The sequence below is a fragment of the Streptomyces sp. NPDC127084 genome (genome assembly GCF_042724175.1).
Lineage (GTDB): Bacteria > Actinomycetota > Actinomycetes > Streptomycetales > Streptomycetaceae > Streptomyces.
Genome location: NZ_JBHXFA010000021.1, coordinates 30304 through 55373, shown reverse-complemented (window position 1 = coordinate 55373; position 25070 = coordinate 30304). Strand labels below are relative to the sequence as shown.

Sequence of the window (25070 nt, the reverse complement as noted above, 5' to 3'; positions counted from 1 at the left end):
CTTCCCCAAATCCCTAATATCTTATTCCAAACTCATGATATTTTTTAACTTTCGCGCTCGGGGGCGGGGGGTCCCCACCCCCCGCCCCCCCCCCCGGCGCGCCGCTATTTCCGGAATACGGGCCCCCGCATCCGCCGATCGGCCCCAGCTTCCGTCGAGTCCGTCAGCCTCTGTCAACTCCCGCTGAAGGCAGACCAGTTGCTCACGCTGCGCAGTGGCGCGACTCTTCTCCGAGAGCCCAGCAGAGCCTTGTGATCCGCGAACTGCGCACGGAACTCGCTCATCCCCGAACTCGATGACCGGCACATAGCCACCGTCTTCACACAGGGTGTTCCCAGGTTGGTCTCGACGGTCTTTCGCAGCTGCGGCCGACCCCACGGCGACGCACTCGCTGTTCCTGTCGGGGCTCGTCCGCCGCTTCCGCGTGACAACGAGGCATAGGCGCGGCAAAGGGCGCGGTAGAGGCATATCGATTCCAGCCAGAATTCGCGACTGCCACGCCCTCTTGCGAACACCGCACCAGGCTCAGTAGCAACCAGGCGCCCGGCGAGTGACCCGCGTGCTCAGTAGCTGAGCCACGCCCCGTCGCCCGCCTCCGGGGGGCTGAACCCGTCGGCCGGCACGCTCGCCTCGACCAGCGCGTCGACGACCGCCTCCACATCCGGCAGCCAGGGCCGCGCCGACCCGGGCAGCGGCGCGCGCACCCAGTGCACCGGCCCCGCACCCGCCTCCGACGGGGGCAGCACCAGATAGCCGCCACCGCCATGGAATCGGAGCGAGCCGGGCACGCTGTCCTTGGCGTGCAGCAACTCGCCCAGCCGTTCCATCGAGTACGGAGCCACCAGCAGCGACCAGCGGGTCGGTGTGGCTACGATCGGGCCGAGTCGAATGCCCATCCGATCGAGCGCGGCCAGCGCCCGTGCCCCCGCCGCAGCGGGCAGGCTCACCGCGCAGGGGGCCCGGCCGCCTGTCGCCAGCACGATCGGAGCCTTGGGGCGGTTGGTCCACCACCAGCGCACCATGCGTTCGTCGGTGGTCGCCGCGAGGATTCCGGGGTCGAAGGGATGCGCGCCGGGAACGACGCACTCGGGATCGGGGCAGGCGCAGCCGCGCGCCCGCTCCCCGCGCCTTTCGGGCCCGAGCCCCACTCCGGGGAGCACCGGCCAGTGCCACTCCGTGGCGCAGACGAGCGCCGTTTCGAGCAGGGCAGGCGTCCCCGTTCGCCGGTTCTCCCGGCTCCGCCGGTTCTCCCGGTCCTGCCGGTTCTCCCGGTTCTCCCGGTCCTGAAGGTTCTCCCGGTCCTGCCGGAACCAGAGCCTGCGTCGCCTTCCAGGGATCTCGCGCATGAGCGCTCGTTCCTTTCCGTTGAACGCCGAGGGCCACATGACACCATGTGTGCGTCACTTCACTGTGCGTGCCGCTGTACGTACTGCTGCGTACTACCGTGCGAACGGTCATGCATGGCGCTGTGTGTCCAGCGCGCATTTCGTGCGCGTCCTACTCGCGTACCGCCGTACGACTCGCCGTGTGCTCGTACGTGTGTGGCCGTACATATGTCTGTACGTGACGTGCGTCTGTATGTCTCGCTGTGCGTCCAAGTCGGCCGTCACCACCTCGCACCGTGGACTTGCCACAGGCATGAGCTGCGGCAAGGAGCACCGCATGGGCCGAACGAGATGGGCTGTGTCCATTAAACGCATGGCGAGGGGTGGCGCATGCATGGCGCTTTGCTGTCCCGTGGAACTGGTCCCGCCGCCAGGGATGGGGCGCGGCGGCCTCGGCGGTTAAGACGCCCGGGCTCCCCGCCAGGTTCCAGGGCCGTCTCAACTACCCCTGGCCATCACCGTGTACGTAATGTACGTACCCAACGCGCTCGGAAAGACGCTCCTCCTGGAACACCGCCTTACGGCGTCCGCTCCGGGAGGTTCGGCCTCTCGAACGCGCTCAGTCGACCGCAATCGACTGTCATCTGAGGCAATTTTTGGCCAGATTTCTCCCGGTTCCCTCCCGCACGGCAACCTCTCGAACACCCCGTGGACACCAGCGATTCCGCGAGGACAATGCTGGACATCCCCTCACGAGTACGTGTAGATGTGGATGCATTGATAGCGGAGCAGCGCGACATGGGGGTTTGCGATGCTATTGGCCGAAACGCGCCAGCCGGAAAGCCCGCAGCCATGAGCACCCCTCACCTGCCGAAAGTGGCCGGAATCAATTCATCCACTCACGATCCCGCGCACACTGCGGCGCACAAGCAGGCGCACGCTTCCGCCTCCCTGACCGCCGCCGAAGCCCTCACCGCCGCCGACCGTGGCCCCGTTCCGGCCATCGGCCCCGGAGCACTGATCCAGGACCGGCTCGCGAGCTGGGTATCCGACCTCACCACCCTGCACGAACTCACCGAGCGTCTCGCCAGGACCGCGACCCTGGACGACGCCCTCGACGAACTCCTGCGCGCGGGGGCCGCCCTGGTCGGCGCCCGGCGGGGCATGGTCGTACTCGAACCCCCCGAGGGTCGCGGCCCCGCCATCACCACCGGTCTGGGCCTCGCTCACGCCGACCTCGGCCACATCGAGACCGTCCCCCGCAGCGCCACCCCCCACGGCCGGATCCTCGACGGAGCCCCGACCTCGGTTCCCGGCGCGGTCGCCCAGGCCGACCTGTTCCGGGACGAGGGCCTGGACCCACGGCTGCGCGAGGTCGCCGCCCGCCTCGGCTATGCCGCGAGCTACGCCCTGCCGCTGGCGACCCAGGAGGCGGGAAAGCTGGGCGTGGCCGTCTGGTTCTACGACGAGCCGGCGGAGCCGGTCGAACGGCAGCGCCATCTCGTCGGCCTGTACGGACGCTACGCCACCGAGCATCTGGCCCGGCTGCTCGAACTGGACCGGGCGCGGCGGCGGCTGGCCACCATCACCGAGGAGCTGCTGCCCAGCCGGCTGCCCCGGGTGCCCGGAGTGCGGCTCGCCGCCCGCCATCTGAGGGGATCGCGCGGCGGCGGCGAGTGGTACGACGCGCTGCCACTGCCCGAGGGCGCGCTGGGGCTGGCCGTCGGCGCGGTGTCCGGGTCGGGCCCGAGTGCCCTGGCCGCGATGGGACGGCTCCGCGCCAGCCTGCGGGCGTACGCGGTGATGGAGGGCGAGGACCCCGTCGCCGTACTCTCCGACCTCGAGCTGCTGCTGCGGCTGACGGAACCGGCCCGCTCGGCGACGGCGTTGTTCGCCTACTGCGAGCCCGCACTGCGCAAGGTCGTACTCGCCGGGGCCGGGCACACCCCGCCGCTGATCACCAGCACCAGGCGGACCGAGTTCGTGGAGACCTCGCTGTCGGCGCCCCTGGGGATGCTGGCCTGCTGGGAGGCACCGAGCGTGGAGTTCTCACCCGCTCCCGGAGAAACGGTGCTTCTCTACTCCGACGGGCTGCTCCGACGTACCGGGGACTCCATGGACCGGGCCTTCGCGCGGCTGCACTCGGCGGCGGCGAGTGTGCCGAGGGCCCTGCGGGACGACCCGGCGGCGGTCGTCGACCATGTGCTGCGGACCGCACTGCCGGGGGCTTCGCTGCCGGGGCCCGACGCCGAGGGGCCGGAGTCAGGGCAGGGGACGAGCGGGGCCGACGGGTGCGGCGCCGCCGAGGACGTGGTGATGCTGGCCGCCTGGTTCGAGTGACGGCCCCCACTCGGCAGAGCTGACGCTCTTCCGCACGCCCGTACGATGGGTGAGGGTTCAGTGGCGTACCAAAAGGAGGCGGACCCGTGGCAGAGGAGCTCACTCCGGAGACCCCGGAAGAGTCGGGCGAAGAGCCGATCAAGCAGCGCAAGAACGGTCTGTACGCGGAGGTCTCCGACGAGCTCGCGGAGAACATGAAGTCCGGCTGGGCCGACACCGAGCTGCACGGCCTGGAGCCGATCGCACAAGCTGAGCACACCGCCCGCCGCCGCGCCGCACTGTCCGCGCACTTCCCTGGTGAGCGTCTCGTCATCCCCGCGGGGAACCTGCGGACCCGTTCCAACGACACCGAGTACGCCTTCCGGGCCTCGACCGAGTACGCGTATCTCACCGGTGACCAGAGCGAGGACGGCGTCCTCGTCATGGAGCCGGTGGCGGCCGGCTCGGATGGCACCGGCGGCCACAAGGCGACCATTTACCTGCTGCCCCGCTCCAACCGCGAGAACGGCGAGTTCTGGCTGGATGGCCAGGGCGAGCTGTGGGTAGGCCGCCGCCACTCGCTGGCCGAAGCCGAGCAGCTGCTGGGCATCCCGGCGAAGGACGTCCGCGAACTCCCGGAGCGGCTGCGCGAGGCGACCGGCCCGGTCCGCGCCGTCCGCGGGCATGACGCCGCCATCGAGGCGGCCCTGACCGACAAGGTCACCGCCGAGCGCGACGAGGAGCTGCGGGTCTTCCTCTCCGAAGCCCGGCTGGTCAAGGACGCCTTCGAGATCGCCGAGCTCCAGAAGGCCTGCGACTCCACCGCTCGCGGCTTCGAGGACGTCGTCAAGGTCCTCGACCGTGCCGAGGCCACCAGCGAGCGCTACATCGAGGGAACGTTCTTCCTGCGCGCCCGCGTCGAGGGGAACGACGTCGGCTACGGCTCGATCTGCGCCGCCGGACCGCACGCCACCACCCTGCACTGGGTGCGCAACGACGGTGCCGTCCGCTCCGGTGAGCTGCTCCTGCTTGACGCGGGCGTCGAGACCACGGAGCTCTACACCGCGGATGTCACCCGCACCCTGCCGATCAACGGCCGCTTCACCCCGCTCCAGCGCAAGATCTACGACGCCGTCCACGAGGCCCAGGAAGCCGGAATCGCCGCGGTGCGTCCCGGCGCCGCTTTCCGGGACTTCCATGACGCCGCGCAGCGCGTGCTCGCCACCCGGCTGGTGGAGTGGGGACTGCTCGGCGACATGGACGTGGAGAAGGTCCTGGAGCTCGGCCTCCAGCGCCGCTGGACCCTGCACGGCACCGGCCACATGCTCGGCATGGACGTACACGACTGTGCCGCCGCGCGGACCGAGCGGTACGTGGACACCACCCTGGAACCGGGTATGTGCCTGACCGTGGAGCCGGGTCTGTATTTCCAGGCCGATGATCTGACCGTGCCGGCCGAGTACCGCGGTATCGGTGTCCGGATCGAGGACGACATCCTCGTCACGGAGGACGGCAACCGGAACCTGTCGGAGGCGCTGCCGCGGCAAGCCGACGAGGTCGAGGCATGGATGGCGCGACTCAATGGCTGACACGGCCTGACAGCCTGACGGCCGGGTCCGGCCTCACCGGGCCGACCACCGCGCCCGGCTCCACGATCGGACGGGACGCCGCGGCTTTCGGAGGGCGCCCGCTCAGGTGACTCTGAGCAGGGCGTCCTCCCGCCATTTGAGGATCTTGTCGAAGCTCACCACAGCTCCACGCCCCGGCCTGTTCCCGAAGTGGACATGGTCGGCGAGCTGCTCGATCAGACAAAGGCCCCGCCCTGACTCGGCGGACAGGGAGGATCCATTGGCGAGAGGTGCGTACGGGGCCGCCGCCCGGCTGACGGGGAAACCCGGGCCCGAGTCCGCCACCTCGATCAGGCATTTCTCCCCGTCGAGGTAAGCCGTCACCCGGTACGCCGCCGATGGCGCACCGGTCCGCGCGTCGCCGCCGCCGTGCTCCACGGCATTGGCGCATGCCTCGCTCAGCGCGACCGACAAGTCGTAGGAGATATCGGGATCGACGCCCGCGGTCTCCATCGTGCCGAGAAGGAGACGACGGGCGAGCGGAACGCTCGCAGCCTCGCGCCGCAAGTGGAGGGTCCACCAGATGCTCATGCTCCAGCCTCCTGGCTGCGGCTCGACATACCGATACGTATTGCCGCCCTGCACCGTTCGTAAGCGCCTCTTTGAGCCGAGAGACGGCATTGCCCCTCATTCGGCCGACGCGAAGGTGGCCCACACCGGGGTACGAGAGCCGGTTACGCCCGCGTCCGGGGTGGCGCGCACCGGGGCATGAGGTCGGTACGAGGGGGCGCGAGCGGAGGCGAGGCAGCTCGAAAGGCGCTCGACCCGCGCGTAGAGCCGCCGCAGAGCGGCCCTGTAGCCGCCGTAAAGCGACCTTCCGGACCTGCCGCCCGGCGGCGATACCCGCAGTGGGATGATGACCCGGCCATGTCTGCCCCACCGTCGGTCGAGCCCTCGACCGCACACGCCGGAGCCGGTCTGCGGCTGCTGAGGGCCGCGGTGTTCGCCGCGGTCTGCGTCGTGCTGTCCGCGCTCGGGCACGTCATGGCGTCGTGCGCGGCGGTCCCGTGGTGGACGCTGGCGGCCGGTTTCCTGGGCGTCTTCGCCGCGGCGGCACCACTCGCCGGGCGGGAGCGGTCGATGCCGGTCATCGCCACCGCGCTGACCGGCGGACAACTCGCCCTGCACGCCCTCTTCGGGCTCGGTCAGCGGCAGCTCACGCTGGTGCCGACCGCGGACGACGCCCTGATCAGGACCGCGGCGAAGCTGCTGTGCGGATCAGGCGCCGCCGCCCTGAGCCCAGCCGACGCGCACCGGATCGTGACCCGCGCCGGGATCGACCCGGCGAGCCTCCAGTCCCCCTCGGGTACGGCGCATCAGCATCCGGCCCTCGCCCCCGCGGAGGCCACCGGACTGCTGCCCAGCCTCCCGATGGTGCTCGGTCATCTGCTGGCCGCCCTCGCGGTCGGCTGGCTGCTGCGCCGCGGTGAGATCGCGCTGTTCCGGCTGGCCCGGCTGTCTGCGCGAGGGGTCACGGAACTCGCCGAAGAGACGCGGGCACGAGCCCTGCGTGCCGCACTCGCGTTCGTACGGGCCTTGCTCGCCGGACTGCCCGGGGCGCCCGGACGGGCTCCGCGTGCCCTGCCCGTACCTCTCGACACATCCCCGCCACCGGCGCCCGGGGCACTCCAGCACACGGTGATCAGGCGCGGCCCGCCGACCGCCCCCGTACGCGAACTCGCACTCGTACGCGAGCTCGAACTCGAACTCGCAGCCTGACGCGGACCGCCCCCACAGGGTGGTGCCGCAGTGTCCGGGCGTACCCGCGCACGGACCTGGCCGATCACCCTTCAGCTTCTGCTCTGTGGAGTGTCCTTCACCGTGAACACCTTCTCCCGTCTCACCATCGCCGCCGGGATCACCGCCTCCTCCGTACTCCTGCTCTCCGTCCCCGCCTTCGCCCATGTCAGCGTGCAGCCGCAGGGCGAGGCGGCCAAGGGCGGCTACGCCACGGTCATTTTCAAGGTCCCCAACGAGAGCGACACCGCCTCCACGGTGAAGCTGGAGGTCAGCCTCCCCACCGAGCACCCGCTGTCCTCCGTGATGCCGCAGCCCGTCCCCGGCTGGAAGGCCGTCACCACCAAGACCGAGCTGGCCAAGCCGCTCACCGTGCACGGCAAGCAGATCACCAAGGCCGTCACCAAGATCACTTGGACCGCTGACGGCGGCAGGATCGCCCCCGGTGAGTTCCAGCAGTTCCCGGTGTCGCTCGGCAAGCTGCCCGAGGACACCGACTCGCTGGTCTTCAAGGCCCTCCAGACGTACGACGACAAGCAGGTCGTGCGCTGGATCGAGGAGCCGAAGCAGGGCGCCGCGGAGCCGGAGAACCCGGCACCGGTGCTCGCCCTGTCAGCCGCGACGGGTGATCATCACGGCGGTGCCGCCGCGAGCGACGACAAGAACGCCAAGGGCGGGCACGAGGGCGGCGAGCACGGCGAGGGCGGGTCCGAGACCGCCGCCGACTCGGCGGACAGCGACACCACCGCCCGCGTACTGGCCGTCCTCGGTATCGCGCTGGGCGTCGCGGGTGTCGCGTTCGGCGTGCTGGCCGGGCGCCGACGCGCCTCCTGACCGACCTCCGCGACTGCTGACCCCGCGCCAACGGCCCCGTGCCTCCTACGTAACGCGTAACGGCGCCTCATCACGTCACCACTGGGACATTCCTCCATGCACAAGAAGAACAAGAAGAAGCTGACAGCCGCCGCCCTCGCGGTGGCCGCCGCCATGACCCTTTCCGCCTGCGGCCCCACCGACGACCCGGCACCGGCCGGGGCCGGCGGCTTCGGCGATGTCTCCGCAGAGCCGAAGACCAAGGCGGCCACGGTCCTCGACCGCCCCTTCACCAAGCCCGACCTCGTCCTGAAGGACACCAAGGGCGAGAGCTACGACTTTCGCGCGCGGACCAAGGGCAAACCGACTCTGGTCTACTTCGGCTACACCCACTGCCCGGACGTGTGTCCTCTGACGATGAGCAACATCGCCATCGCCAGGAAGAAGCTGCCCAAGGCCGACCAGGACAAGCTCCAGGTCGTCTTCGTCACCACCGACCCCGAACGTGACACCTCCGCCGAGCTCGCCAAATGGCTGCCGTCGGCAGGCGACGCCTCGTTCACCGGACTCACCGGCGACTTTCCCACCATCCAGGCGGGTGCGCGGCAGCTCGGCATCGGAATCGACCCCCCGAAGAAGGAGAAGGACGGTTCCGTCGTCTCCATGCACGGCGCACAGGTGGTCGCCTTCTCGCCGAAGACCGACCAGGGCTATGTCCTCTACGGGGAGGACACCAGCGTCGAGGACTACACCAAGGACCTGCCGAAACTCATCAAAGGGGAGCGTCCGTGAGCCGCCGCACCGCTGCCGCCCTCGCCGCGGCCCTCGCCGTGACGACCGGCCTGGCCGGGGCGGGGTGCTCGTCCGGCGCAGTATCGGGCAGTCCGGACATCAAGGTCAGCGGGGCGTTCATGCCCCAGCCGGTCGGGGACACGGCCTCCGGTTTCCTCATCGTCACCAACAGCGGAGGTGAGGGCGACAAGCTCACCTCGGTCACCAGCGCGATAGCCGACGAGGTGACGATCCACGAGACCAAGGGCCAGAAGATGCGCCAGGTGACGGCCTTCGACGTCCCCGCGAACGGGGAGCTGAACCTCGAACGCGGCGCGAGTCACATGATGTTCATGGGGCTCAAGCGGCAGCTCAAGGCAGGCGACAACGTGTCCGTGAAACTGCACTTCGAGAAATCCGGCCAGGTCGAGGTTGAGCTTCCGGTGAAGGAAGCCACGTACAACCCGAAGCACCACTGACGTACCGAGGGAACACACCATGACGGCCACCGCCCCGCGCTTCGGGACCCTGGGCACCCCCCTGGTCCGGCTGCTGCTCGTCACTGCCGCCCTACTCGGCGCGCTGCTCGTCGGCGCCACACCGGCGAGCGCGCACGCCGCGCTGACCGGGAGCAACCCGAAGGACGGGGCGGTGCTCGCCACCGCGCCCAAGGACGTCACGCTCACTTTCTCCGAGCAGGTCGCCATGGGGAACGACTCGATCCGCGTGCTCGATCCCAAGAGCAAGCGGGTGGACAGCGGCCGACTGCGCGATCTGTCCGGTGCGGGCGTCGTCCGGTACAGCGTCTCCCTCCAGACCGGCGGTCTGGCCAAGGGCACGTACACCGTGGCGTGGCAGGCGGTTTCGGCCGACAGCCATCCGATCGCCGGCGCCTTCACCTTCTCGATCGGCGCCCCCTCGCGGACCGCGGTCGCATTGCCGAATCAGGAGGCGGGCGGCGGGCTCGTCGGGACGCTGTACGGGATCGCGCGGTACGCGGCCTACGCGGGCTTCATCCTGCTCGCGGGCGGTGCGGCGTTCATCCTCGCCTGCTGGCGGGACGGTGCGGGCGAGCGGCCGTTGCAGCGGCTGATCGTACGGGGCTGGGTGACGCTGATCGCGGCCACGCTGGCGATGCTGCTGCTGCGCACTCCGTACACCGGTTCCGGGGAGCTTGCGGACGTGCTCGATCTGGGCGGGCTCAAGGCGGTCCTGGAGACCAAGACCGGGACGGCGCTGGTGTCCCGGCTGCTCCTGCTCGGGGCGGCGGCGCTGTTCCTGGCGGTGCTGTTCGGGGCATACGCGAGGCGCGGCGCCGAGGCAGAGCGAACCGGCCGGGGAGAACGGGCCGAGCGGGGAGAACAGGAAAGCCGGGCGGACAAGAACGACCTCACCTTCGGACTCGCCATCGGCGGCACGGTCATCACCGCCGGGATCGCCGGTAGCTGGGCGCTCTCCGAGCACGCGTCGACCGGCCTCCAGCCGGGCATCGCGATGCCGGTGGACGTGCTCCACATGCTGGCCGTCGCCACCTGGCTGGGGGGCCTGGCCGCGGTACTCGTGGCCCTGTACCGGACTCCGTCACTGGACCGCACGGCAGTACTCCGCTTCTCGCGGCTCGCCTTCGTCTCGGTGGTCGTCCTGACGCTGACGGGCGTGTACCAGTCCTGGCGCCAGGTCGGCTCGTGGTCGGCGCTGACGGGGACCTCGTACGGGCGGCTGCTGCTGATCAAGGTGGGCCTGGTCGCTGTGCTGGTCGCGGCCGCGGCGATCTCCCGGCGCTGGACCACGCGGCTCGCCGAGAGCACGGAGAGCACGAGCGCGTCCACGTCCGCGACCGCGGCTGAGACCGCGGCTGAGACCGCGGCTGAGGCCAAGAGCGACACCGGGGTCGGCACCGGGACTGAGACCGCGCCGGAGCCGGAGGCGGTCGATCCCGAGCGTGCCGCTCAACTCGCCCGCCAGCAGGTCGCGCTGGCGACCGCCCGGCGCAAGCGAGTCAGGGACGCGGACCCCGCCCGCACCGGCCTGCGGCGATCGGTGCTGGCAGAGGCGGGCATCGCCGTCGTCCTGCTCGCCGTCACCACCGCGCTGACCTCCACCGAACCGGGGCGCACCGAGGAGAACGCGGCACGGGCGAGCGGCTCCCAGGCGTCCACCGGTACGGCTCCGGGCAAGCCCGTCGACTTCGCCGTCGGTTTCGACACCGGCGGCGCCAACGGCAAGGGCACGGTCCTGATGAACGTCAGTCCCGGCAGCTCCGGTGCCAACGCGCTGCGGATCCAGGTGAACGGACCCGATGGGCGCCCGTTGGACGTACCCGAGGTCAAGGTCTCCTTCACTCTCACGGAGCAGGCGATCGGGCCGCTTCCAGCCCGTCTCGCCCGCTCCGCGCCCGGCCGGTGGGGGGCGGACAACATCCAGATCCCGCTGCCGGGCGAGTGGCGCATCCTGCTCACCGTACGGACGTCGGACATCGATCAGACGTCCGTCGAGAAGAACGTGAAGATCGGCGGCTGAAGAGGGCCATGAACGACAGCACCACGACAGCCACCGAATCCACCACCACAGCCACCGCGGCGCCCCCAGCCGCCACCGCGGCCGCCGATGACGGCCGCGCCCCCGGTATCTCGCGGCGGCGGCTGCTCGGCACAGCAGGCGCGGCCGGGGCCGCCGGTCTCGCACTGGGCGGTGTCGCCGGGGCCGCCACCCATGCCGCGGCAGCCGGTGAGGCACCGATCGCGCTGGCCGCGGTCGGCTCCGCGTCCGAACGCTTCCACACCTCGGGCACGGGCGGCCACCAGGCGGGGATCACCACGCCTCTCCAGTCCTGCGGCCATCTCATCGCCTTCGACCTCGCCGCCGGGGACGCGAGCACGAGCCGCAGGAGAGCCGCCGCGCTGATGCGCCGCTGGTCGGCGACAGCCGCCCTGCTGATGGCGGGCAAGCCCACGAGCAGCGGCGACACGGGCGTGGCCCTGGACGCGGGCCCCTCCTCGCTCACGATCACCTTCGGCTTCGGCCGCACCTTCTTCGACCGCACCGGCCTGACCGCGCGGTGCCCGGTAGAACTGGACCCGCTGCCGCCGTTCTCGTCCGACCGGCTCGACAGCCGGCGTTCGGACGGTGATCTCTGGGTGCAGCTCGGCGCCAACGACTCGCTGGTCGCCTTCCACGCCCTGCGGGCGATCCAGAAGGACGCGGACGACGCGGCGCGCGTGCGCTGGCAGATGAACGGTTTCAACCGCTCGCCGGGGGCGACGGCCAAGCCGATGACCACCCGCAATCTGATGGGCCAGGTCGACGGCACCCGTAATCCGAAGCCGTCGGACCAGGACTTCAGCCGGCGGATCTTCGTACCGGCCGGGGGAACGCCCGCGTGGATGGCGGGCGGCTCGTACGCGGTCGTCCGCAGGATCAGGATGCTGCTCGACGACTGGGAGCGGCTGTCCCTGACTCAACAGGAGCGGGTGATCGGCCGCCGGAAGTCGGACGGAGCCCCGCTGACGGGCGGCGACGAGACCACCGGACTCGCGCTCGACAAGACCGGACCGGACGGAAAGCTGGTCATCCCCGACAACGCCCACGCCAGGATCTCCGCTCCGGAACAGAACGGCGGAGCGGCGATGCTGCGACGCCCCTTCTCCTTCCACGACGGAATCGCCGCCGACGGTACGCCGGACGCCGGGCTGCTCTTCGTCTGCTGGCAGGCCGACCCCTTGAAGGGCTTCGTCCCGGTGCAGCGCAAGCTGGACCGCGGCGACGCCCTGTCCCCGTTCATCCGGCACGAGGCGAGCGGGCTGTTCGCCGTGCCTGGCGGGCCGGCAGAGGGCGAGTACGTGGGGCAGCGGCTCCTGGAAGCGTGATCGCGAACGCGGCGAGGAGCACGAGCGCACTAGGGTGACGGTATGTCCGCCATGCGCTACACCTATCTCGGCCCCGAGGGCACCTTCACCGAGGCGGCCCTGCGCACGCTCCCCGAGGCAGCGACCCGGGAGCTCGTCCCGATGGTGTCCGTACCGGCCGCCCTCGACGCCGTACGCAACGGGGAGGCCGCCGCCGCGCTCGTACCGATCGAGAACTCGGTTGAGGGCGGGGTCACCGCAACGCTGGACGAGTTGGCGTCGGGCGAACCGCTGATGATCTACCGAGAGGTGCTGCTGCCGATCACGTTCGCGCTGCTGGCGCGTCCTGGCACCAAGCTGTCCGACGTGAAGACGGTGACCGGCCATCCGGTGGCGCAGCCGCAGGTGCGCAACTGGTTGCGGTCCCAGCTGCCCGACTCCGTGTGGGAGTCCGCCGCGTCGAACGCGGACGGGGCACGGCTGGTGCAGGAAGGGCGTTTCGACGCCGCCTTCGCGGGGGAGTTCGCCGCGGCCACATACGGGCTTGAACCGCTGGTCACCGACATTCACGACGCCGAGAACGCGGAGACGCGGTTCGTGCTGGTCGGGCGGCCCGCGAGGCCCGCCGCACCGACCGGTGCCGACAAGACCTCGATCGTCATCTGGCAGCGCGACGACCACCCGGGCGCGCTGCTCGAACTGCTCCAGGAGTTCGCTGTACGCGGGGTGAACCTGATGCTGCTCCAGTCGCGGCCGACCGGCGCCGGCATCGGGAACTACTGCTTCGCGATCGACGCTGAGGGTCATATCGCGGACCACCGGGTCGGCGAGGCACTCATGGGGTTGAAGCGGATCTGCCCGAAGGTGCGGTTCCTCGGGTCGTATCCGCAGGCGGGTGTGCCACCGCAGGAGGCACACGATCTCCAGGCGCGTGCGCTGCGCCGAGGCACGTCGGACGCGGAATTCGTAGCGGCTGCTGAGTGGCTGGCGCGTTGCCAGGACGGCCGCGCGTAACCGCTACCCTGATCATCTTTCGTACCTTATGTCCTTCTCTATTCCTTCCTTTCACACCTTCGCGCTTTCGTGCAGCCCGCGGGGGTTTTCGTCACCCACCGGCAAGAAGTTATCCACAGGATCGCTTTGCCGCCTGGGGACAAGTCGATACCGCCGATCGCCATAGTCGACAAATCGCCCTAGTCGCCCCACGCGCATCCACAGCGAGGCATCGCAACCCCGCCACGGCAATCCCCTTGATCATCTCCAGAGATCCAGGAATTAACACTCGAAAGAGTGCATGAGGCAGGTTTGAAAGAAGACTCGCCTGAAACTTGATGATCCTTAAACCTGTGTGAGCCTCGCACCCGGAACGATCTCCTCCGCAATCCACAGACCAGCCGGACGCCCTGTGGATAACTTCGCGAGACACCCCTGCCCTGTGGACAACCCGCGCCGAGGAGCCCCTCCGCCGCACCGCCGAGGGATTCCCTCACCGACGGGATCATCAGCCGGTCATCGCCCGGCCGCGTCAACGCCGAGGCCAATAGCCGATGCCGATGCCGTCATGGATTCATCGCCACTTTCCCGATATCCGACATTTTCTGGCAGTTCAGGCAATAAGGGGCAAAGTGACACGCACGCGATATCAATCGGGTGGGGAGGCCACAGGCGGCACCGGTAGCCTGGTGGGGTGATTGACCTTCGCCTGCTCCGTGAGGACCCCGACCGTGTTCGCGCCTCCCAGCGCGCCCGAGGAGAGGACGTCGGCATTGTCGACGCCCTGCTCTCAGCCGATGAGCGGCGCAGGTCGTCCGGCATCCGCTTCGACGAACTCCGCTCCGAGCAGAAGTCGCTCGGCAAGCTCATCCCCAAGGCATCGCCCGACGAGCGCGCGGAACTGCTGAAGAAGGCCGAGCAGCTGAAGACCGACGTCAAGGCGGCGGAGGCGGAGCAGCACGAAGCCGACGAGGAGACCCGTCGGCTGGCCCTGCAACTCGGCAACCTGGTCCACCCGGATGTGCCGGTCGGCGGTGAGGAGGATTTCGTCGTCCTCGAGACCCATGGCACGATCCGTGACTTCGCCGCCGAAGGCTTCGAGCCCAAGGACCACCTGGAACTCGGCGAGGCGCTCGGCGCCATCGACGTGGAGCGGGGCGCCAAGGTCTCGGGCTCGCGCTTCTACTACCTGACGGGTGTCGGAGCCCTGCTGGAGCTCGCGCTCGTCAACGCCGCGATCGCCCAGGCCACCGAAGCGGGCTTCATCCCGATGCTGACCCCGGCGCTGGTCCGCCCGCGCGCCATGGAGGGCACCGGTTTCCTCGGCCAGGCCGCGGAGAACGTCTACCACCTGGAGAAGGACGACTTCTATCTGGTGGGCACGTCCGAGGTGCCGCTGGCGGCGTACCACATGGACGAGATCATCGACGCCGACAAGCTGCCGCTGCGGTATGCGGGCTTCTCGCCGTGTTTCCGGCGTGAGGCCGGCACGTACGGCAAGGACACCCGCGGAATCTTCCGCGTGCACCAGTTCGACAAGGTCGAGATGTTCACCTACGTCGACCCGGACGACGCCCAGAACGAGCACCAGCGGCTCCTTGAGTGGGAGAAGCAGTGGCTGAACGCGCTGGAGCTGCCGTTCCAGGTCATTGACGTGGCCTCAGGCGACCTGGGCTCGTCCGCCTCGCGCAAATACGACTGCGAAGCGTGGATCCCCACCCAGGGCAAGTACCGCGAGCTGACCTCCGCGTCGAACTGCGACGGCTTCCAGGCCCGGCGTCTGTCGGTGCGCATGCGGGACGGCAAGCAGGTCAAGCCGCTCGCCACGCTGAACGGCACGCTGTGCGCCGTGCCGCGCACGATCGTCGCGATCCTGGAGAACCACCAGCTGGCGGACGGTTCGGTGCGCGTGCCCGAGATCCTGCGCCCCTACCTCGGCGGCCGTGAAGTCCTGGAGCCGGTCGGCAAGTGATCCCCACCCCTCCTCTTCTTCCCTACCGCCTGATAGCCACGGACCTCGACGGAACGCTGCTGCGCTCCGACGGCACGGTCTCCGGACGTACCCGCGAAGCGCTCGCCGCCGCTACGGCGGCGGGCGCGGCACATATCGTCGTCACCGGCCGGGCCGTGCCCTGGACCCGCCACATACTGGACGATCTGGACTACCGGGGTCTCGCGGTCTGCGGCCAGGGTGCTCAGGTCTACCACGCGGGGGAGCACCGGCTGCTGACCTCGGTGACCATGGACCGGCAACTGGCCGGGATCGCGGTCGCCAAGCTGGAGGCGGAGGTCGGGCCGCTCGCGCTGGCCGCGTGCCGCGACGGTCTGGACGGCAAGGTCGTCCTCGGGCCCGGCTACGAGTTCCAGGGCTACGAGCTGCCGGTGGTCGCCGCGACCGATACGGCCGAGATATGGTCGGCGCCGCTCACCAAGGTCTATGTGCAGCATCCGACGCTCGGCGATGACGAGCTGACGCGGATCGCCCGTGAGACGGTGGGCGGCCTGGTCGATGTGGTCCTGGCGGGCGCGGGGATCATCGAGCTGCTGCCCCTGGGGCTCACCAAGGCCACCGGGCTCTCGCTGGCCGCACGCCGGTTGGATGTGAAGGCCGCGCAGACGATCTCCTTCGGGGACATGCCCAATGACACCCCGATGCTCGCCTGGTCCGGTCATGGCGTGGCGATGGCCAATGCCCATGCCGAACTCAAGGCGGTGGCCCAGGAGATCACCGCTTCGAACGACCACGACGGCATCGCGCTGGTGATCGAGAAGCTGCTGGCCGGCTGAGTACGCCGGATCGCGGAGGATGCGCGGATCGAACGCGCGCGGGGGATACCCCGACCACGACTCTCCGCCGACCGACATCGAACGTCGGTCACAGCGCGAGCCGGTGCCTTACCACTCGGCCAATCCTCCGGGAGGGCGGCCCGCGCTTTCGCGCGCTCGAAGCGGCCACCCGGGCAGTGTGCGGGCGGCTCGACGGAGTCCGATGATTACTCCGAAGCCTGCCGCGCGCTGCCCTGTAGGGAGCTCGGCGGACTCGTGCATCCGGTCATCGCCGCGCTCCTCCCCGGTCTCGGTATCTCGCCGGACTTCCGCATCGCACTTGTGTGCGACGCCTCAACCACTCTGCCGTGCGGGGCGGTTCGTCGCCACCGAATTTGCGGGACACGGCGGAGCCCCCGGAACCGGTGAATCGGTGGATTCCGGGGGCCCTCCGACAACGCGTTTGCCGTACAGCGTCACCTGTTGTTCCGCGTCGGCTTGTTGTTCCGCGTCACTCGTCTCCGGCCAGGGTCAGCGTCCGCAGCTTCTGCCCCGCGTACGCCGTCGCGAGCAGCGTCACACCCACCAGCAGCGACACGGCCACCGGCAGACCCACGTCCGAGGCGATCATGCCCTCGGGGCCGATCTTCTCGGCCAGCGCAAGCGACCACTGCTGCACACTGAGCGTCTTCGCACCGGCGATCAGGCTGCCGAAGAGGGTCTCCCACACCAGGGCGTAGACGAGTCCGATCACCACAGCATGCCGACTGACCGTGCCGAGCAGCAGGAAGAGGGCGCTGTACGCGATCGAGGAGACCAGTGCCGCCACCGTGTAGGCCGTGGCGATCTGCTGGCCGTTGCCGTTCAGGATGAGACCCGCCAGCAGCGTGGGGATGGCGGAGAAAGCCATCGTCACGGCGATCGCGACGATCAGCTTGGTGGTGATGATGGTCGGGCGTTTCACCGGCTTGGCGAGCAGATAGACGATCGAGCCGTCGTCGATCTCCGGCCCGATGGCGCCCGTACCGGCGATCACACCGATCAGCGGCACCATGGTCGCGATGGCGAAACCGCCCAGCACATCGGAGGCGATCTGGTCGTCAACTCCGTTGAACACCCTGATCAGGACCGCGATCAGCAGCAGCAGTCCGGGCAGTACGAAAAGGACCGCGGCCCGGCGGCGGCCGAGAAGCGCCCGGTAGGTGAGCCGGGCGACAGTGGGGTTGTACATGTCGATGGCTCCTTTCAGGCCGCTACGAGGTAGGAGAAGACCGACTCAAGGGACTCGTCCGAGGGCGAGACCGTGAGCAGCCGGATCGAGTGCTCGCGGGCGACCCGCGGGAGCAGTTCGGTGAACCGCCCGAAGTCGACCGCCTGGATCCGCAACGCGCCTTCGTGTACGTCCACTTCGATACCCGCCGTCGACGGGTCGGCGATCAGCGCGGCGGCGAGCGCCCGGTCATCGCTGGAGCGCACCAGGTAGCGGTGCGGCCGGTCCGTCATCAGGCGCCGGATCTTGCGGAAGTCGCCACTCGCGGCATGCCGGCCTGCCACGATCACCTCGATATGCGAGGCGAGTTGCTCGACCTCCTCCAGAATGTGCGAGGAGAACAGGACCGTACGGCCCTCGGCACCCATCCGCCGCAGCAGCTCCATCAACTGCATGCGCTGGCGCGGATCCATGCCGTTGAACGGCTCGTCCAGGAGCAGCACGCTGGGCTGGTGGACAAGGGCGGAGGCCATCTTGACCCGCTGGCGCATGCCCTTGCTGTACGTGGCGATCTTGCGGTCCTGCGCGTACTCCATCTCGACCGTCGCCAGGGCCTGCTGGGCCTCCTTGGCGCCGAGCCCGTGCAACTCGGCGTTGGCGACGACGAATTCCCGGCCGGTGAGGAAGTCGTACATGGCCTCGCGCTCGGGCACGACACCGACCTGCCGGTAGACCGACTCATTGCGCCAGATCGGCCGCCCGTCGAGGGTGACGGTGCCGGTGGAGGGGGCGAGGAAGCCGCCCATCATGTTGATGAGTGTGGACTTGCCCGCGCCGTTGGGCCCGAGGAGCCCGGTCACTCCCGGACCGATCTCCATGGTCACGTCGTTGACGGCGACCACGTTGCCGAACCAGCGGGAGGTGTGGTCGATAGAAAGAGTGCTCATGGGCGCAGCCCATTCCTTAGAAGGGTGGTGGCGGGCGACGGGAGGGAGATCACAGCCCCACCTTTCGGTAGCGGAGCATCAGTACGGCGTAGGAGCCGAGGATCAGCGCGAGGACGACCAGCAGATAGACCGCACCGGCAGCGCCGCCGGGCCCATCACCGCTGGGGAAGGAGGTGGTCGCGCCGAGGAAGGCGGTCTGCACCCCGTCGATCAGCGTGATGGGCGAGAAGAGCCCCATCCACTGCACCACTCCGGTGGCCCCGGTCTCTCCGGCGATGGCCTGGACCGTGGACACCGCTCCGAAGGAGAGGGTGAAGGTGGCGATGACGGCGGCGACTCCGAAGCCGCGGCGGGGCGTGAGCGCCGCCATGACCAGCCCCAGTCCGCCGAACAGCAGCGACAGGAGAGCCACGGCCACCAGCGCCTGGGCCAGCCCCTTGGTCTGGTCGACGAAGTCCATCTTCGCGAGCAGCGATCCGATGTAGAGGATCAGCAGTGGCACGCCGGTGAGCACGAACAGCGCGGACGCCATGGCGCCGTACTTGGCGAGCACGTAGTCCACCCGCTCGATCGGGCGGGAGAAGTACAGCGGCACCGTCTTGAACCTGAGGTCCCTGGAGACCGACTGCGGCGCCTGTGCGGCCAGGAAGAGGCCGATGACCGCCTGCATGATGATCGCGTAGCGCGTGTACTCGATCGGCAGCGCCGTCATCTTCGTGGTGACCGCGACCGCGACGATGATCGCCGCCGGCACGCACATCACGGCGAAAAGGATCATTGGCAGCACCTTGGACTTGGCGCTCCGGCCGAGGCCGTAAGCGCCACGCAGCGACTGCGAGTAGAGCGAGCGGCGGGCGTAGGCCCGGCCCAGTCGGGCGCCGCCGTAGCTTCGGTAGCCGATGTTGTGGATACGGGTGACGCTGCCGCGCTCGCCCGTGTCGCGGTGGGCGTCCACGGTGCGGGGTGTCGGGGTGCTCATCGCGCCGGGACCTCCATGGGCTGGGCCGCTGCCTGCGGGCGGAAGACCTCCGCGATGTGGTGGCGGCGCTGTTCCATCCGTACGAGTCCGAGGCCGAGGGCGGCGACGGTGTCGCGGACGATGTCGTAGGTCTCCTCGCCGGTCGCCTCCAGCAGGAGGATGTGGCCGGCGCCCGGCAGTCCCTCCTCGACTCCGGCGTGCAGGGTGATCCCGGCGGCGGTGAGGGCCTTTCGCAGCGCCGTGGCCCCGTCAGGGTGGGCGTCGCTGTCGGTGACCTCGACCGCCAGGGTGGTCGTGGTCTGGGTGAAGTCGCTGGTGGAGCTGGAGCGCAGCAGGGCGCCGCCGTCCACGACCACCACATGGTCACAGGTGCGTTCGAGCTCTCCCAGCAGATGGGAGGTGACCAGGACGGAGATGCCGAAGTCGGTGTAGACGCGGCGGATCAGGCCGAGCATCTCGTCGCGGCCGACCGGGTCCAGGCCGTTGGTCGGCTCGTCGAGGAGCACGAGCTGGGGATCGTGGACCAGTGCCTGAGCGAGCTTGACCCGCTGCTTCATACCCGTCGAGTAGCCGCCGATGGGGCGGTAGCGCTCCTCGTAGAGCCCGACATGGCGCAGGGTGTCCGCGGTGCGCTCGCGGGCCGCGGTCGGCGGGAGTCCGGACATTCGCGCCATATGGACGACGAACTCCGTGGCGGAGACGTCCGGCGGCAGGCAGTCGTGCTCGGGCATGTAGCCGACCCGCTCGCGGATGGCGGCGCCGGAGGTGGCGACGTCCAGGCCGAGCACTTCCGCGCGGCCTTCCGTGGCGGGGGACAGACCCAGCAGGATCTTGATCAGTGTGGACTTGCCGGCCCCGTTGGCGCCCACGAGTCCGGTCACGCCGGGCCCGATGTCCAGGGAGAGCCGGTCAAGCGCGGTCACCCGGGGGAACCGCTTGCTGAGGCTTTCGGTCACGATCACAGTCACGCTTCGACGGTAGTGGCGGGGGCCACAGCCGTCGTCAGCCTTGGCGGTTGTTCCACATCAGACTCTGGTCGTACGGGCCCGTAGGGGCGGCAGCACCGAGAGGAGGAGCAGGCTGGGGGAGAGCGGAGCCGGTCGAGGAGACGCCGGCGGAGTTATCCACAGGCTTGTGCACTGCCCTTGACGCAGTCGCCGGGCATTGTCACATTCATCACTGTCACATTGCGGATACAGAGCGCGATGCGGCACGGGTGGAAGCTCGGGGCGAAACGGGGCCGAAGCGGTGGGAGGCGGTGTGAGCATGAGCCTTGAGGGCGCACGCAAACGACGGGTGCGGACGGGCGGGATCGAGCTGTGCGTCGCCGAGCTCGGCGACGAGACCCGGCCGACGGTGGTGCTGGTGCACGGCTATCCCGACAGCAAGGAAGTGTGGTCCGAGGTCGCCTCCCGGCTGGCCACGCGCTTCCATGTGGTGCTGTACGACGTGCGGGGGCACGGGCGCTCGACGGCTCCGCTGCCGCTGCGCGGTGGCTTCACCCTGGAGAAGCTGACGGACGACTTCCTGGCGGTCGCGGACGCGGTCAGCCCCGACCGGCCGGTGCATCTGGTCGGGCACGACTGGGGGTCCGTGCAGGGCTGGGAGTTCGCCACGGTCGAGCGGACCAGGGGCCGGATCGCCTCGTTCACCTCGATGTCCGGGCCTTCTCTCGACCATTTCGGGCACTGGATCAAGCAGCGCATCACCCGGCCGACGCCGCGCCGCGTCGGCCAGCTCGTCGACCAGTGGGCCAAGTCCTGGTACGTGTACGCGCTGCACACCCCGGCACTGCCCGAGCTGGCGTGGCGCGGTCCACTCGGCAGGCGATGGCCGAAGCTCCTCCAGCGGATGGAGAAGCTGCCCAGCGGGGAGTACCCCACGGCCTCGCTGCCGTCCGATGCCGCGCACGGCGCCTGGCTCTACCGTGACAATGTGCGCGCCCGGCTGCGGCGCCCCCGCTCGGACGCGTACGCGCACGTGCCGGTGCAGCTGATCACCCCGACCAAGGACGCCTATCTGTCCGGGCGGCTCTACGACGACCTCGGGCAGTGGGCGCCACGGCTGGTGCGCCACACCCTGCCCGCCAAGCACTGGTTGCCGCGCACACGGCCGGACCAACTGGCTGTCTGGATCACTGACTTCGTCAACGCACAGGAAGCGGACGCGGATGCCATACCCGCTCCGGCGACCGGTACGAAAGGCGCCTCCCGGAGCGCCGGGCGACATCGGCGCCTGCATCGCACCTTCGCCGAGCGCTTCGGTGGACAGCTGGTGCTCGTGACAGGCGCGGCGAGCGGGATCGGGCAGGCCACCGCGCTGGCCTTCGCCAGGGCGGGGGCACGAATCGTCGCCGTCGACGTGGATGCCGCGGGAGCCGCCAGGACCGCCGCCAAGGCCCGGCAGCTCGGCGCTCCGGAAGCCTGGGGAGAGCAGGCCGACGTCGGTGACGAGCAGGCGGTGGAGAAGCTCGCCGGACGGGTCGCCGCCGACTACGGCATCGTCGATGTGCTGGTCAACAACGCCGGTATCGGGCTCGCGGGCTCGTTCTTCGACACCACGGACGAGGACTGGCGCAGGATGCTCGACGTCAATCTGTGGGGTGTCATCCACGGCTGCCGGATCTTCGGTAGGCAGATGGTCGAGCGCGGCCAGGGCGGCCATATCGTCAACATCGCTTCGGCGGCGGCGTTTCAGCCGTCCAGGACACTGTCCGCGTATGCCACGTCGAAAGCGGGCGTGCTGATGCTCAGCGAGTGCCTGCGGGCAGAGCTGGCGGTCCGGGACATCGGTGTCTCGGCGATCTGCCCGGGCATCGTGAACACGCGCATCACCGCCACCACACGGTTCACCGGAGTGTCGGACGAGGAGCAGCGGCGCCGGCGGCAGAAGTCGTCACGGTTGTACGCACGGCGCAACTACCCCCCGGTGCGGGTCGCCGACGCGGTGCTGCGCGCGGTGCTGCGGAACGAGGCGGTGGTCCCGGTGACACCGGAGGCCCGCGGTGCCCGCTTGCTGTCCCGCGCCGCTCCCGGGGCGACACGCGCGATGGCCCGCTGGGAGCCACGGCTGTGAGTATGTCCGGGCAGCCGACGCCCGCTTACCGTGCCGGGTACCGCATCGAGGACCTGGCACACCTCAGTGGCGCCACGGTCCGGACGATACGCGCCTACCAGGACCGGGGCCTGCTGCCCAAGCCGGAGCGGCGCGGGCGGTCCAATGTGTACGGAGACGCACATCTGGCCCGGCTGCGTCAGATCGCCGAACTCCTCGACCGGGGCTACACACTGGCCTCGATCAAGGAGTTGCTGGAGGCGTGGGACACGGGCCGGGGACTCGGCGGCATACTCGGCCTGGTCGCCGAGGTCCAGGGCCCTTGGAGCGACGAGGTGCCCGACCGCATCAGCCGCGCCCAACTAGCCGCGAGGTTCCCGGAGTCACCAGGCGAGGCGGCCATCGCCGAGGCCCTGGAGCTCGGCGTGCTGGAACGCATCCCAGGCATGGACGATGAGTTCCTGGTGCCGAGCCCCCAAGAGCTCTCCGTGGCATTCGAGTTGTATGAGGCAGGGGTGCCACTCGCCGCGATCGGCCTTCACCTACGGGAACTACGCGTACATATGGAGCACATAGCCTCCCGTTTCCTGGAGTTCACCACCGAGCATGTCTTCGCCCGCTACCTGGGCCATCACTCGCCGACTGACGCGGACGCCGCGGAGGCGGCGGTGATGGTGCGGCGACTCAGGCCGCTGGCGCGGCAGGCCGTCGTTGCCGAACTGGCTCGGGCCATGCGACTGTTCGCCACCAGGGAGCTCGACCATCACCTGAGGACGCAAAGCCCGCCGATCCGCGATGAGGAGACCCGCTCGGTGATCCTGCCGCTCACGACAATCCATGCCGTCGAGCGTCTTGTTGGGGCGGCACAGGCGAGGACGTTCATCACTTCGGCGGTGGAACGCGAGCTGCACGCCCGGACCTTGGACTCAATGGCACCAATTCAGTCCAAATCAGGTTAAGTTGATCAAATGCTATGAATCAAAGGAAGGTTGTCCACAGGACAGTCAAGTCTCCTTGTGGATAACGGACTTGGCTGTGGATCAAACATGTGGAGCACTATCGTCCGGATGAAATCTCGTTGGCGCTGAGACGACCGGCCGGGCACGCTGACGAGGTGGACGGGATGAGCGGGACGGACAGGTCGAGCGGGATGGACGAAAGACGCACCGTGAAGGTGTCGAAGTACCTGGCGAAGCATCTGCGGCATCAGCCGGAGCGGATCGGGATCACTCTCGACCCGAACGGCTGGATCTCCATTGAGGAGCTGATCCGCGCCGCTGACGCGCATGGCTTCCCCATCACCCGGGAGGAGCTGGAACATGTCGTCGCCGTCAACGACAAACGGCGCTACACGATCGACGGCGACCGCATCAGAGCCAGCCAGGGGCATACCGTCCAGGTCGACCTGGAACTCCCGGTCGCCGAACCACCTCCGTACCTCTACCACGGCACCGTCGCCCGGCACCTGGACGCGATCCGCGCCGAAGGGCTGCGTCCCATGGCCCGCCACCATGTACACCTGTCACCCGACCGCGAGACAGCGACCCGCGTCGGTGCCCGCCGGGGCCGCCCGGTCGTCCTCAGCGTGGACGCGGGCGCCATGCACCGAGCCGGCCATGTCTTCCATGTGAGCGCGAACGGCGTCTGGCTCGCGGACACGGTGCCCCCGGAGTTCCTGCGCTTCCCGGACGGGAGAGGCTGAGCTCCCCGCCCGGCGAAGCACGCGGTTCAGCGGAGCTGGGCGGGGGCCTCGGTGGCGATCTTCTCGAAGACGGACAGGTCAGCGGCGAAGTCCGAGTCGGGGATGGGCCAGTGGATCACGAGCTCGGTGAAGCCCAGGTCCTGGTGCCGCCCGGCGAAGTCCACGAAGGCGTCCAGTGACTCCAGGGGTCGGGCGCGATCCGGGGTGAAGCCGGTGAGCAGGATCTTGTCGAGCGGCGCCGCCCGTCCGATGTCCGCGCAGGCCCCGGCGAGCTTCTCCGCCTGGCCGCTGATCGCGGCTACCGACTGCTCGGGGGTGCCTTCCTCGTACAGCTTCGGGTCACCCGTCGTCACCCAGGCCTGTCCGTACCGGGCCGCCAGCTTCAGCCCGCGCGGGCCGGTGGCCGCCACCGCGAAGGGAAGGCGGGGGCGCTGGACGCAACCGGGAACGTTGCGCGCCTCCACGGCGGAGTAGTGGCTGCCCTGTGCGCTGACCGCGCCCTCGGTGAGCAACCGGTCGAGCAGCGCTACGAACTCGGCGAACCGGTCGGCCCGCTCCTTCGGCGTCCATGGTTCCTGCCCGAGCGCCGTCGCGTCGAAGCCGTTGCCACCAGCCCCGATACCCAGGGTGATCCGGCCGTCCGAGACGTCGTCCAGGGAGATCAGCTCCTTGGCGAGCGTCACGGGGTGCCGGAAGTTGGGCGAGGTGACGAGGGTGCCCAGCCTCAGCCGGTCGGTGGCCGTGGCAGCGGCCGTGAGTGTGGGCAGAGCGCCGAACCACGGCCCGTCCCGGAAGGTGCGCCAGGACAGGTGGTCGTAGGTGTAGGCAGCGTGGAAACCGAGCTCCTCGGCCCGCTGCCACTTCTCGCGGCCTCCCTCACGCCAGCGGTCGACGGGGAGGATCACGGTGCTCAGACGCAGGCTCATGAAGTCGAGCCTACGTCCCTCGCACAGACGTCCCGGCAGAAGGTCCGGCAGCGCC

The 25070-nt window shown here is 69.5% G+C and carries 21 protein-coding genes and 1 tRNA gene; 14 read left to right on the top strand and 8 right to left on the bottom strand.

From position 1 onward, the window contains the following. Positions 1–563: 563 nt before the first annotated feature. Entirely contained in the window at positions 564–1346 is a 783-nt protein-coding gene (locus ACFWI9_RS07920; protein ID WP_387159728.1) for a bifunctional DNA primase/polymerase, read from the bottom strand. A gap of 714 nt (positions 1347–2060) precedes the next feature. Here ACFWI9_RS07920 and ACFWI9_RS07915 point away from each other — a divergent pair. Next, complete coding sequence (locus tag ACFWI9_RS07915; protein WP_387159743.1) at positions 2061–3665, top strand: PP2C family protein-serine/threonine phosphatase; 1605 nt, start codon at positions 2061–2063, stop codon at positions 3663–3665. 86 nt (positions 3666–3751) lie between these two features. Continuing rightward, positions 3752–5233, top strand: coding sequence for an aminopeptidase P family protein (locus tag ACFWI9_RS07910; protein WP_387159726.1), 1482 nt, complete (start codon positions 3752–3754; stop codon positions 5231–5233). Between the two features lie 102 nt (positions 5234–5335). On the opposite strand, the gene ACFWI9_RS07905 is transcribed toward ACFWI9_RS07910, so the two are convergent. Continuing rightward, positions 5336–5803, bottom strand: coding sequence for an ATP-binding protein (locus ACFWI9_RS07905; protein ID WP_387159724.1), 468 nt, complete (start codon positions 5801–5803; stop codon positions 5336–5338). Between the two features lie 336 nt (positions 5804–6139). Between ACFWI9_RS07905 and ACFWI9_RS07900 the strand changes: the two genes are divergently transcribed. The 9 genes from ACFWI9_RS07900 (at position 6140) to ACFWI9_RS07860 (ending at position 16218) form a co-directional block, all read left to right on the top strand. Further along, entirely contained in the window at positions 6140–6991 is an 852-nt protein-coding gene (locus tag ACFWI9_RS07900; protein WP_387159723.1) for a hypothetical protein, read from the top strand. A 90-nt stretch (positions 6992–7081) separates the two neighbouring features. Beyond that, entirely contained in the window at positions 7082–7843 is a 762-nt protein-coding gene (locus ACFWI9_RS07895) for a YcnI family protein (RefSeq protein WP_387159722.1), read from the top strand. Between the two features lie 96 nt (positions 7844–7939). Further along, positions 7940–8614, top strand: coding sequence for an SCO family protein (locus ACFWI9_RS07890; protein WP_387159721.1), 675 nt, complete (start codon positions 7940–7942; stop codon positions 8612–8614). Further along, entirely contained in the window at positions 8611–9072 is a 462-nt protein-coding gene (locus ACFWI9_RS07885) for a copper chaperone PCu(A)C (protein ID WP_387159720.1), read from the top strand. Before ACFWI9_RS07890 ends, ACFWI9_RS07885 begins: the two co-directional genes overlap by 4 nt. A gap of 19 nt (positions 9073–9091) precedes the next feature. Then, complete coding sequence (locus ACFWI9_RS07880) at positions 9092–11113, top strand: copper resistance protein CopC (protein WP_387159718.1); 2022 nt, start codon at positions 9092–9094, stop codon at positions 11111–11113. 8 nt (positions 11114–11121) lie between these two features. Next, the gene (efeB, locus tag ACFWI9_RS07875; protein WP_387159717.1) at positions 11122–12459 is read left to right on the top strand and encodes an iron uptake transporter deferrochelatase/peroxidase subunit; all 1338 of its coding nucleotides are present in this window, start codon (positions 11122–11124) and stop codon (positions 12457–12459) included. Positions 12460–12501: 42 nt separating this feature from the next. Beyond that, positions 12502–13452: a prephenate dehydratase gene (gene pheA / locus ACFWI9_RS07870; protein ID WP_387159715.1), complete on the top strand. Its 951-nt coding sequence runs from the start codon at positions 12502–12504 to the stop codon at positions 13450–13452. A 673-nt stretch (positions 13453–14125) separates the two neighbouring features. Beyond that, the gene (gene serS / locus ACFWI9_RS07865) at positions 14126–15403 is read left to right on the top strand and encodes a serine--tRNA ligase (RefSeq protein WP_387159713.1); all 1278 of its coding nucleotides are present in this window, start codon (positions 14126–14128) and stop codon (positions 15401–15403) included. Further along, entirely contained in the window at positions 15400–16218 is an 819-nt protein-coding gene (locus ACFWI9_RS07860; protein ID WP_387159711.1) for an HAD family hydrolase, read from the top strand. The genes serS and ACFWI9_RS07860 overlap by 4 nt, the downstream gene beginning before the upstream one ends. Positions 16219–16231: 13 nt before the next feature. On the opposite strand, the gene ACFWI9_RS07855 is transcribed toward ACFWI9_RS07860, so the two are convergent. The 5 genes from ACFWI9_RS07855 to ACFWI9_RS07835 all read right to left on the bottom strand — a co-directional run bounded on the left by ACFWI9_RS07855 (position 16232) and on the right by ACFWI9_RS07835 (position 20295). Continuing rightward, a tRNA-OTHER gene (locus ACFWI9_RS07855) sits at positions 16232–16347 on the bottom strand. A 361-nt stretch (positions 16348–16708) separates the two neighbouring features. Continuing rightward, positions 16709–17428 carry an ABC transporter permease subunit gene (locus ACFWI9_RS07850; protein ID WP_387159710.1) on the bottom strand — a complete coding sequence of 240 codons (720 nt, stop codon included), beginning with the start codon at positions 17426–17428 and terminating at the stop codon, positions 16709–16711. A gap of 14 nt (positions 17429–17442) precedes the next feature. After that, positions 17443–18354 carry an ABC transporter ATP-binding protein gene (locus ACFWI9_RS07845; RefSeq protein WP_387159709.1) on the bottom strand — a complete coding sequence of 304 codons (912 nt, stop codon included), beginning with the start codon at positions 18352–18354 and terminating at the stop codon, positions 17443–17445. A 49-nt stretch (positions 18355–18403) separates the two neighbouring features. Then, on the bottom strand, positions 18404–19333 hold the full coding sequence (locus ACFWI9_RS07840) for an ABC transporter permease (protein WP_387159707.1): 930 nt from the start codon (positions 19331–19333) through the stop codon (positions 18404–18406). Next, a complete protein-coding gene (locus ACFWI9_RS07835; RefSeq protein WP_387159741.1) occupies positions 19330–20295 on the bottom strand; it encodes an ABC transporter ATP-binding protein in 966 nt (321 codons plus the stop codon). The genes ACFWI9_RS07840 and ACFWI9_RS07835 overlap by 4 nt, the downstream gene beginning before the upstream one ends. Before the next feature lie 304 nt (positions 20296–20599). On the opposite strand from ACFWI9_RS07835, the gene ACFWI9_RS07830 reads away from it, so the two are divergent. The 3 genes from ACFWI9_RS07830 (at position 20600) to ACFWI9_RS07820 (ending at position 24089) form a co-directional block, all read left to right on the top strand. Further along, positions 20600–22408, top strand: a complete 1809-nt coding sequence (locus ACFWI9_RS07830) for an SDR family oxidoreductase (protein ID WP_387159705.1) — start codon at positions 20600–20602, stop codon at positions 22406–22408. A 2-nt stretch (positions 22409–22410) separates the two neighbouring features. Then, positions 22411–23346, top strand: coding sequence for a MerR family transcriptional regulator (locus tag ACFWI9_RS07825; protein ID WP_387159740.1), 936 nt, complete (start codon positions 22411–22413; stop codon positions 23344–23346). A gap of 191 nt (positions 23347–23537) precedes the next feature. After that, positions 23538–24089 carry an RNA 2'-phosphotransferase gene (locus ACFWI9_RS07820; RefSeq protein WP_387159738.1) on the top strand — a complete coding sequence of 184 codons (552 nt, stop codon included), beginning with the start codon at positions 23538–23540 and terminating at the stop codon, positions 24087–24089. Between the two features lie 26 nt (positions 24090–24115). Here ACFWI9_RS07820 and ACFWI9_RS07815 read toward each other — a convergent pair whose 3' ends face one another. Further along, on the bottom strand, positions 24116–25015 hold the full coding sequence (locus ACFWI9_RS07815) for an LLM class flavin-dependent oxidoreductase (RefSeq protein WP_387159703.1): 900 nt from the start codon (positions 25013–25015) through the stop codon (positions 24116–24118). Positions 25016–25070 lie beyond the last annotated feature (55 nt).

What these genes read in the sequence shown, in the direction of transcription:
- ACFWI9_RS07880 (WP_387159718.1), top strand. Translation starts at nt 9,092, where the DNA reads ATGACGGCCACCGCCCCGCGCTTCGGGACCCTGGGCACCCCCCTGGTC.
- efeB (WP_387159717.1), top strand. Translation starts at nt 11,122, where the DNA reads ATGAACGACAGCACCACGACAGCCACCGAATCCACCACCACAGCCACC.
- ACFWI9_RS07915 (WP_387159743.1), top strand. Translation starts at nt 2,061, where the DNA reads ATGCTGGACATCCCCTCACGAGTACGTGTAGATGTGGATGCATTGATA.
- ACFWI9_RS07905 (WP_387159724.1), bottom strand. Translation starts at nt 5,803, where the DNA reads ATGAGCATCTGGTGGACCCTCCACTTGCGGCGCGAGGCTGCGAGCGTT.
- ACFWI9_RS07845 (WP_387159709.1), bottom strand. Translation starts at nt 18,354, where the DNA reads ATGAGCACTCTTTCTATCGACCACACCTCCCGCTGGTTCGGCAACGTG.
- ACFWI9_RS07815 (WP_387159703.1), bottom strand. Translation starts at nt 25,015, where the DNA reads ATGAGCCTGCGTCTGAGCACCGTGATCCTCCCCGTCGACCGCTGGCGT.
- ACFWI9_RS07890 (WP_387159721.1), top strand. Translation starts at nt 7,940, where the DNA reads ATGCACAAGAAGAACAAGAAGAAGCTGACAGCCGCCGCCCTCGCGGTG.
- ACFWI9_RS07820 (WP_387159738.1), top strand. Translation starts at nt 23,538, where the DNA reads ATGGACGAAAGACGCACCGTGAAGGTGTCGAAGTACCTGGCGAAGCAT.
- ACFWI9_RS07830 (WP_387159705.1), top strand. Translation starts at nt 20,600, where the DNA reads ATGAGCCTTGAGGGCGCACGCAAACGACGGGTGCGGACGGGCGGGATC.
- ACFWI9_RS07850 (WP_387159710.1), bottom strand. Translation starts at nt 17,428, where the DNA reads ATGTACAACCCCACTGTCGCCCGGCTCACCTACCGGGCGCTTCTCGGC.
- ACFWI9_RS07840 (WP_387159707.1), bottom strand. Translation starts at nt 19,333, where the DNA reads ATGAGCACCCCGACACCCCGCACCGTGGACGCCCACCGCGACACGGGC.
- ACFWI9_RS07900 (WP_387159723.1), top strand. Translation starts at nt 6,140, where the DNA reads ATGTCTGCCCCACCGTCGGTCGAGCCCTCGACCGCACACGCCGGAGCC.
- ACFWI9_RS07825 (WP_387159740.1), top strand. Translation starts at nt 22,411, where the DNA reads ATGTCCGGGCAGCCGACGCCCGCTTACCGTGCCGGGTACCGCATCGAG.
- ACFWI9_RS07920 (WP_387159728.1), bottom strand. Translation starts at nt 1,346, where the DNA reads ATGCGCGAGATCCCTGGAAGGCGACGCAGGCTCTGGTTCCGGCAGGAC.
- pheA (WP_387159715.1), top strand. Translation starts at nt 12,502, where the DNA reads ATGTCCGCCATGCGCTACACCTATCTCGGCCCCGAGGGCACCTTCACC.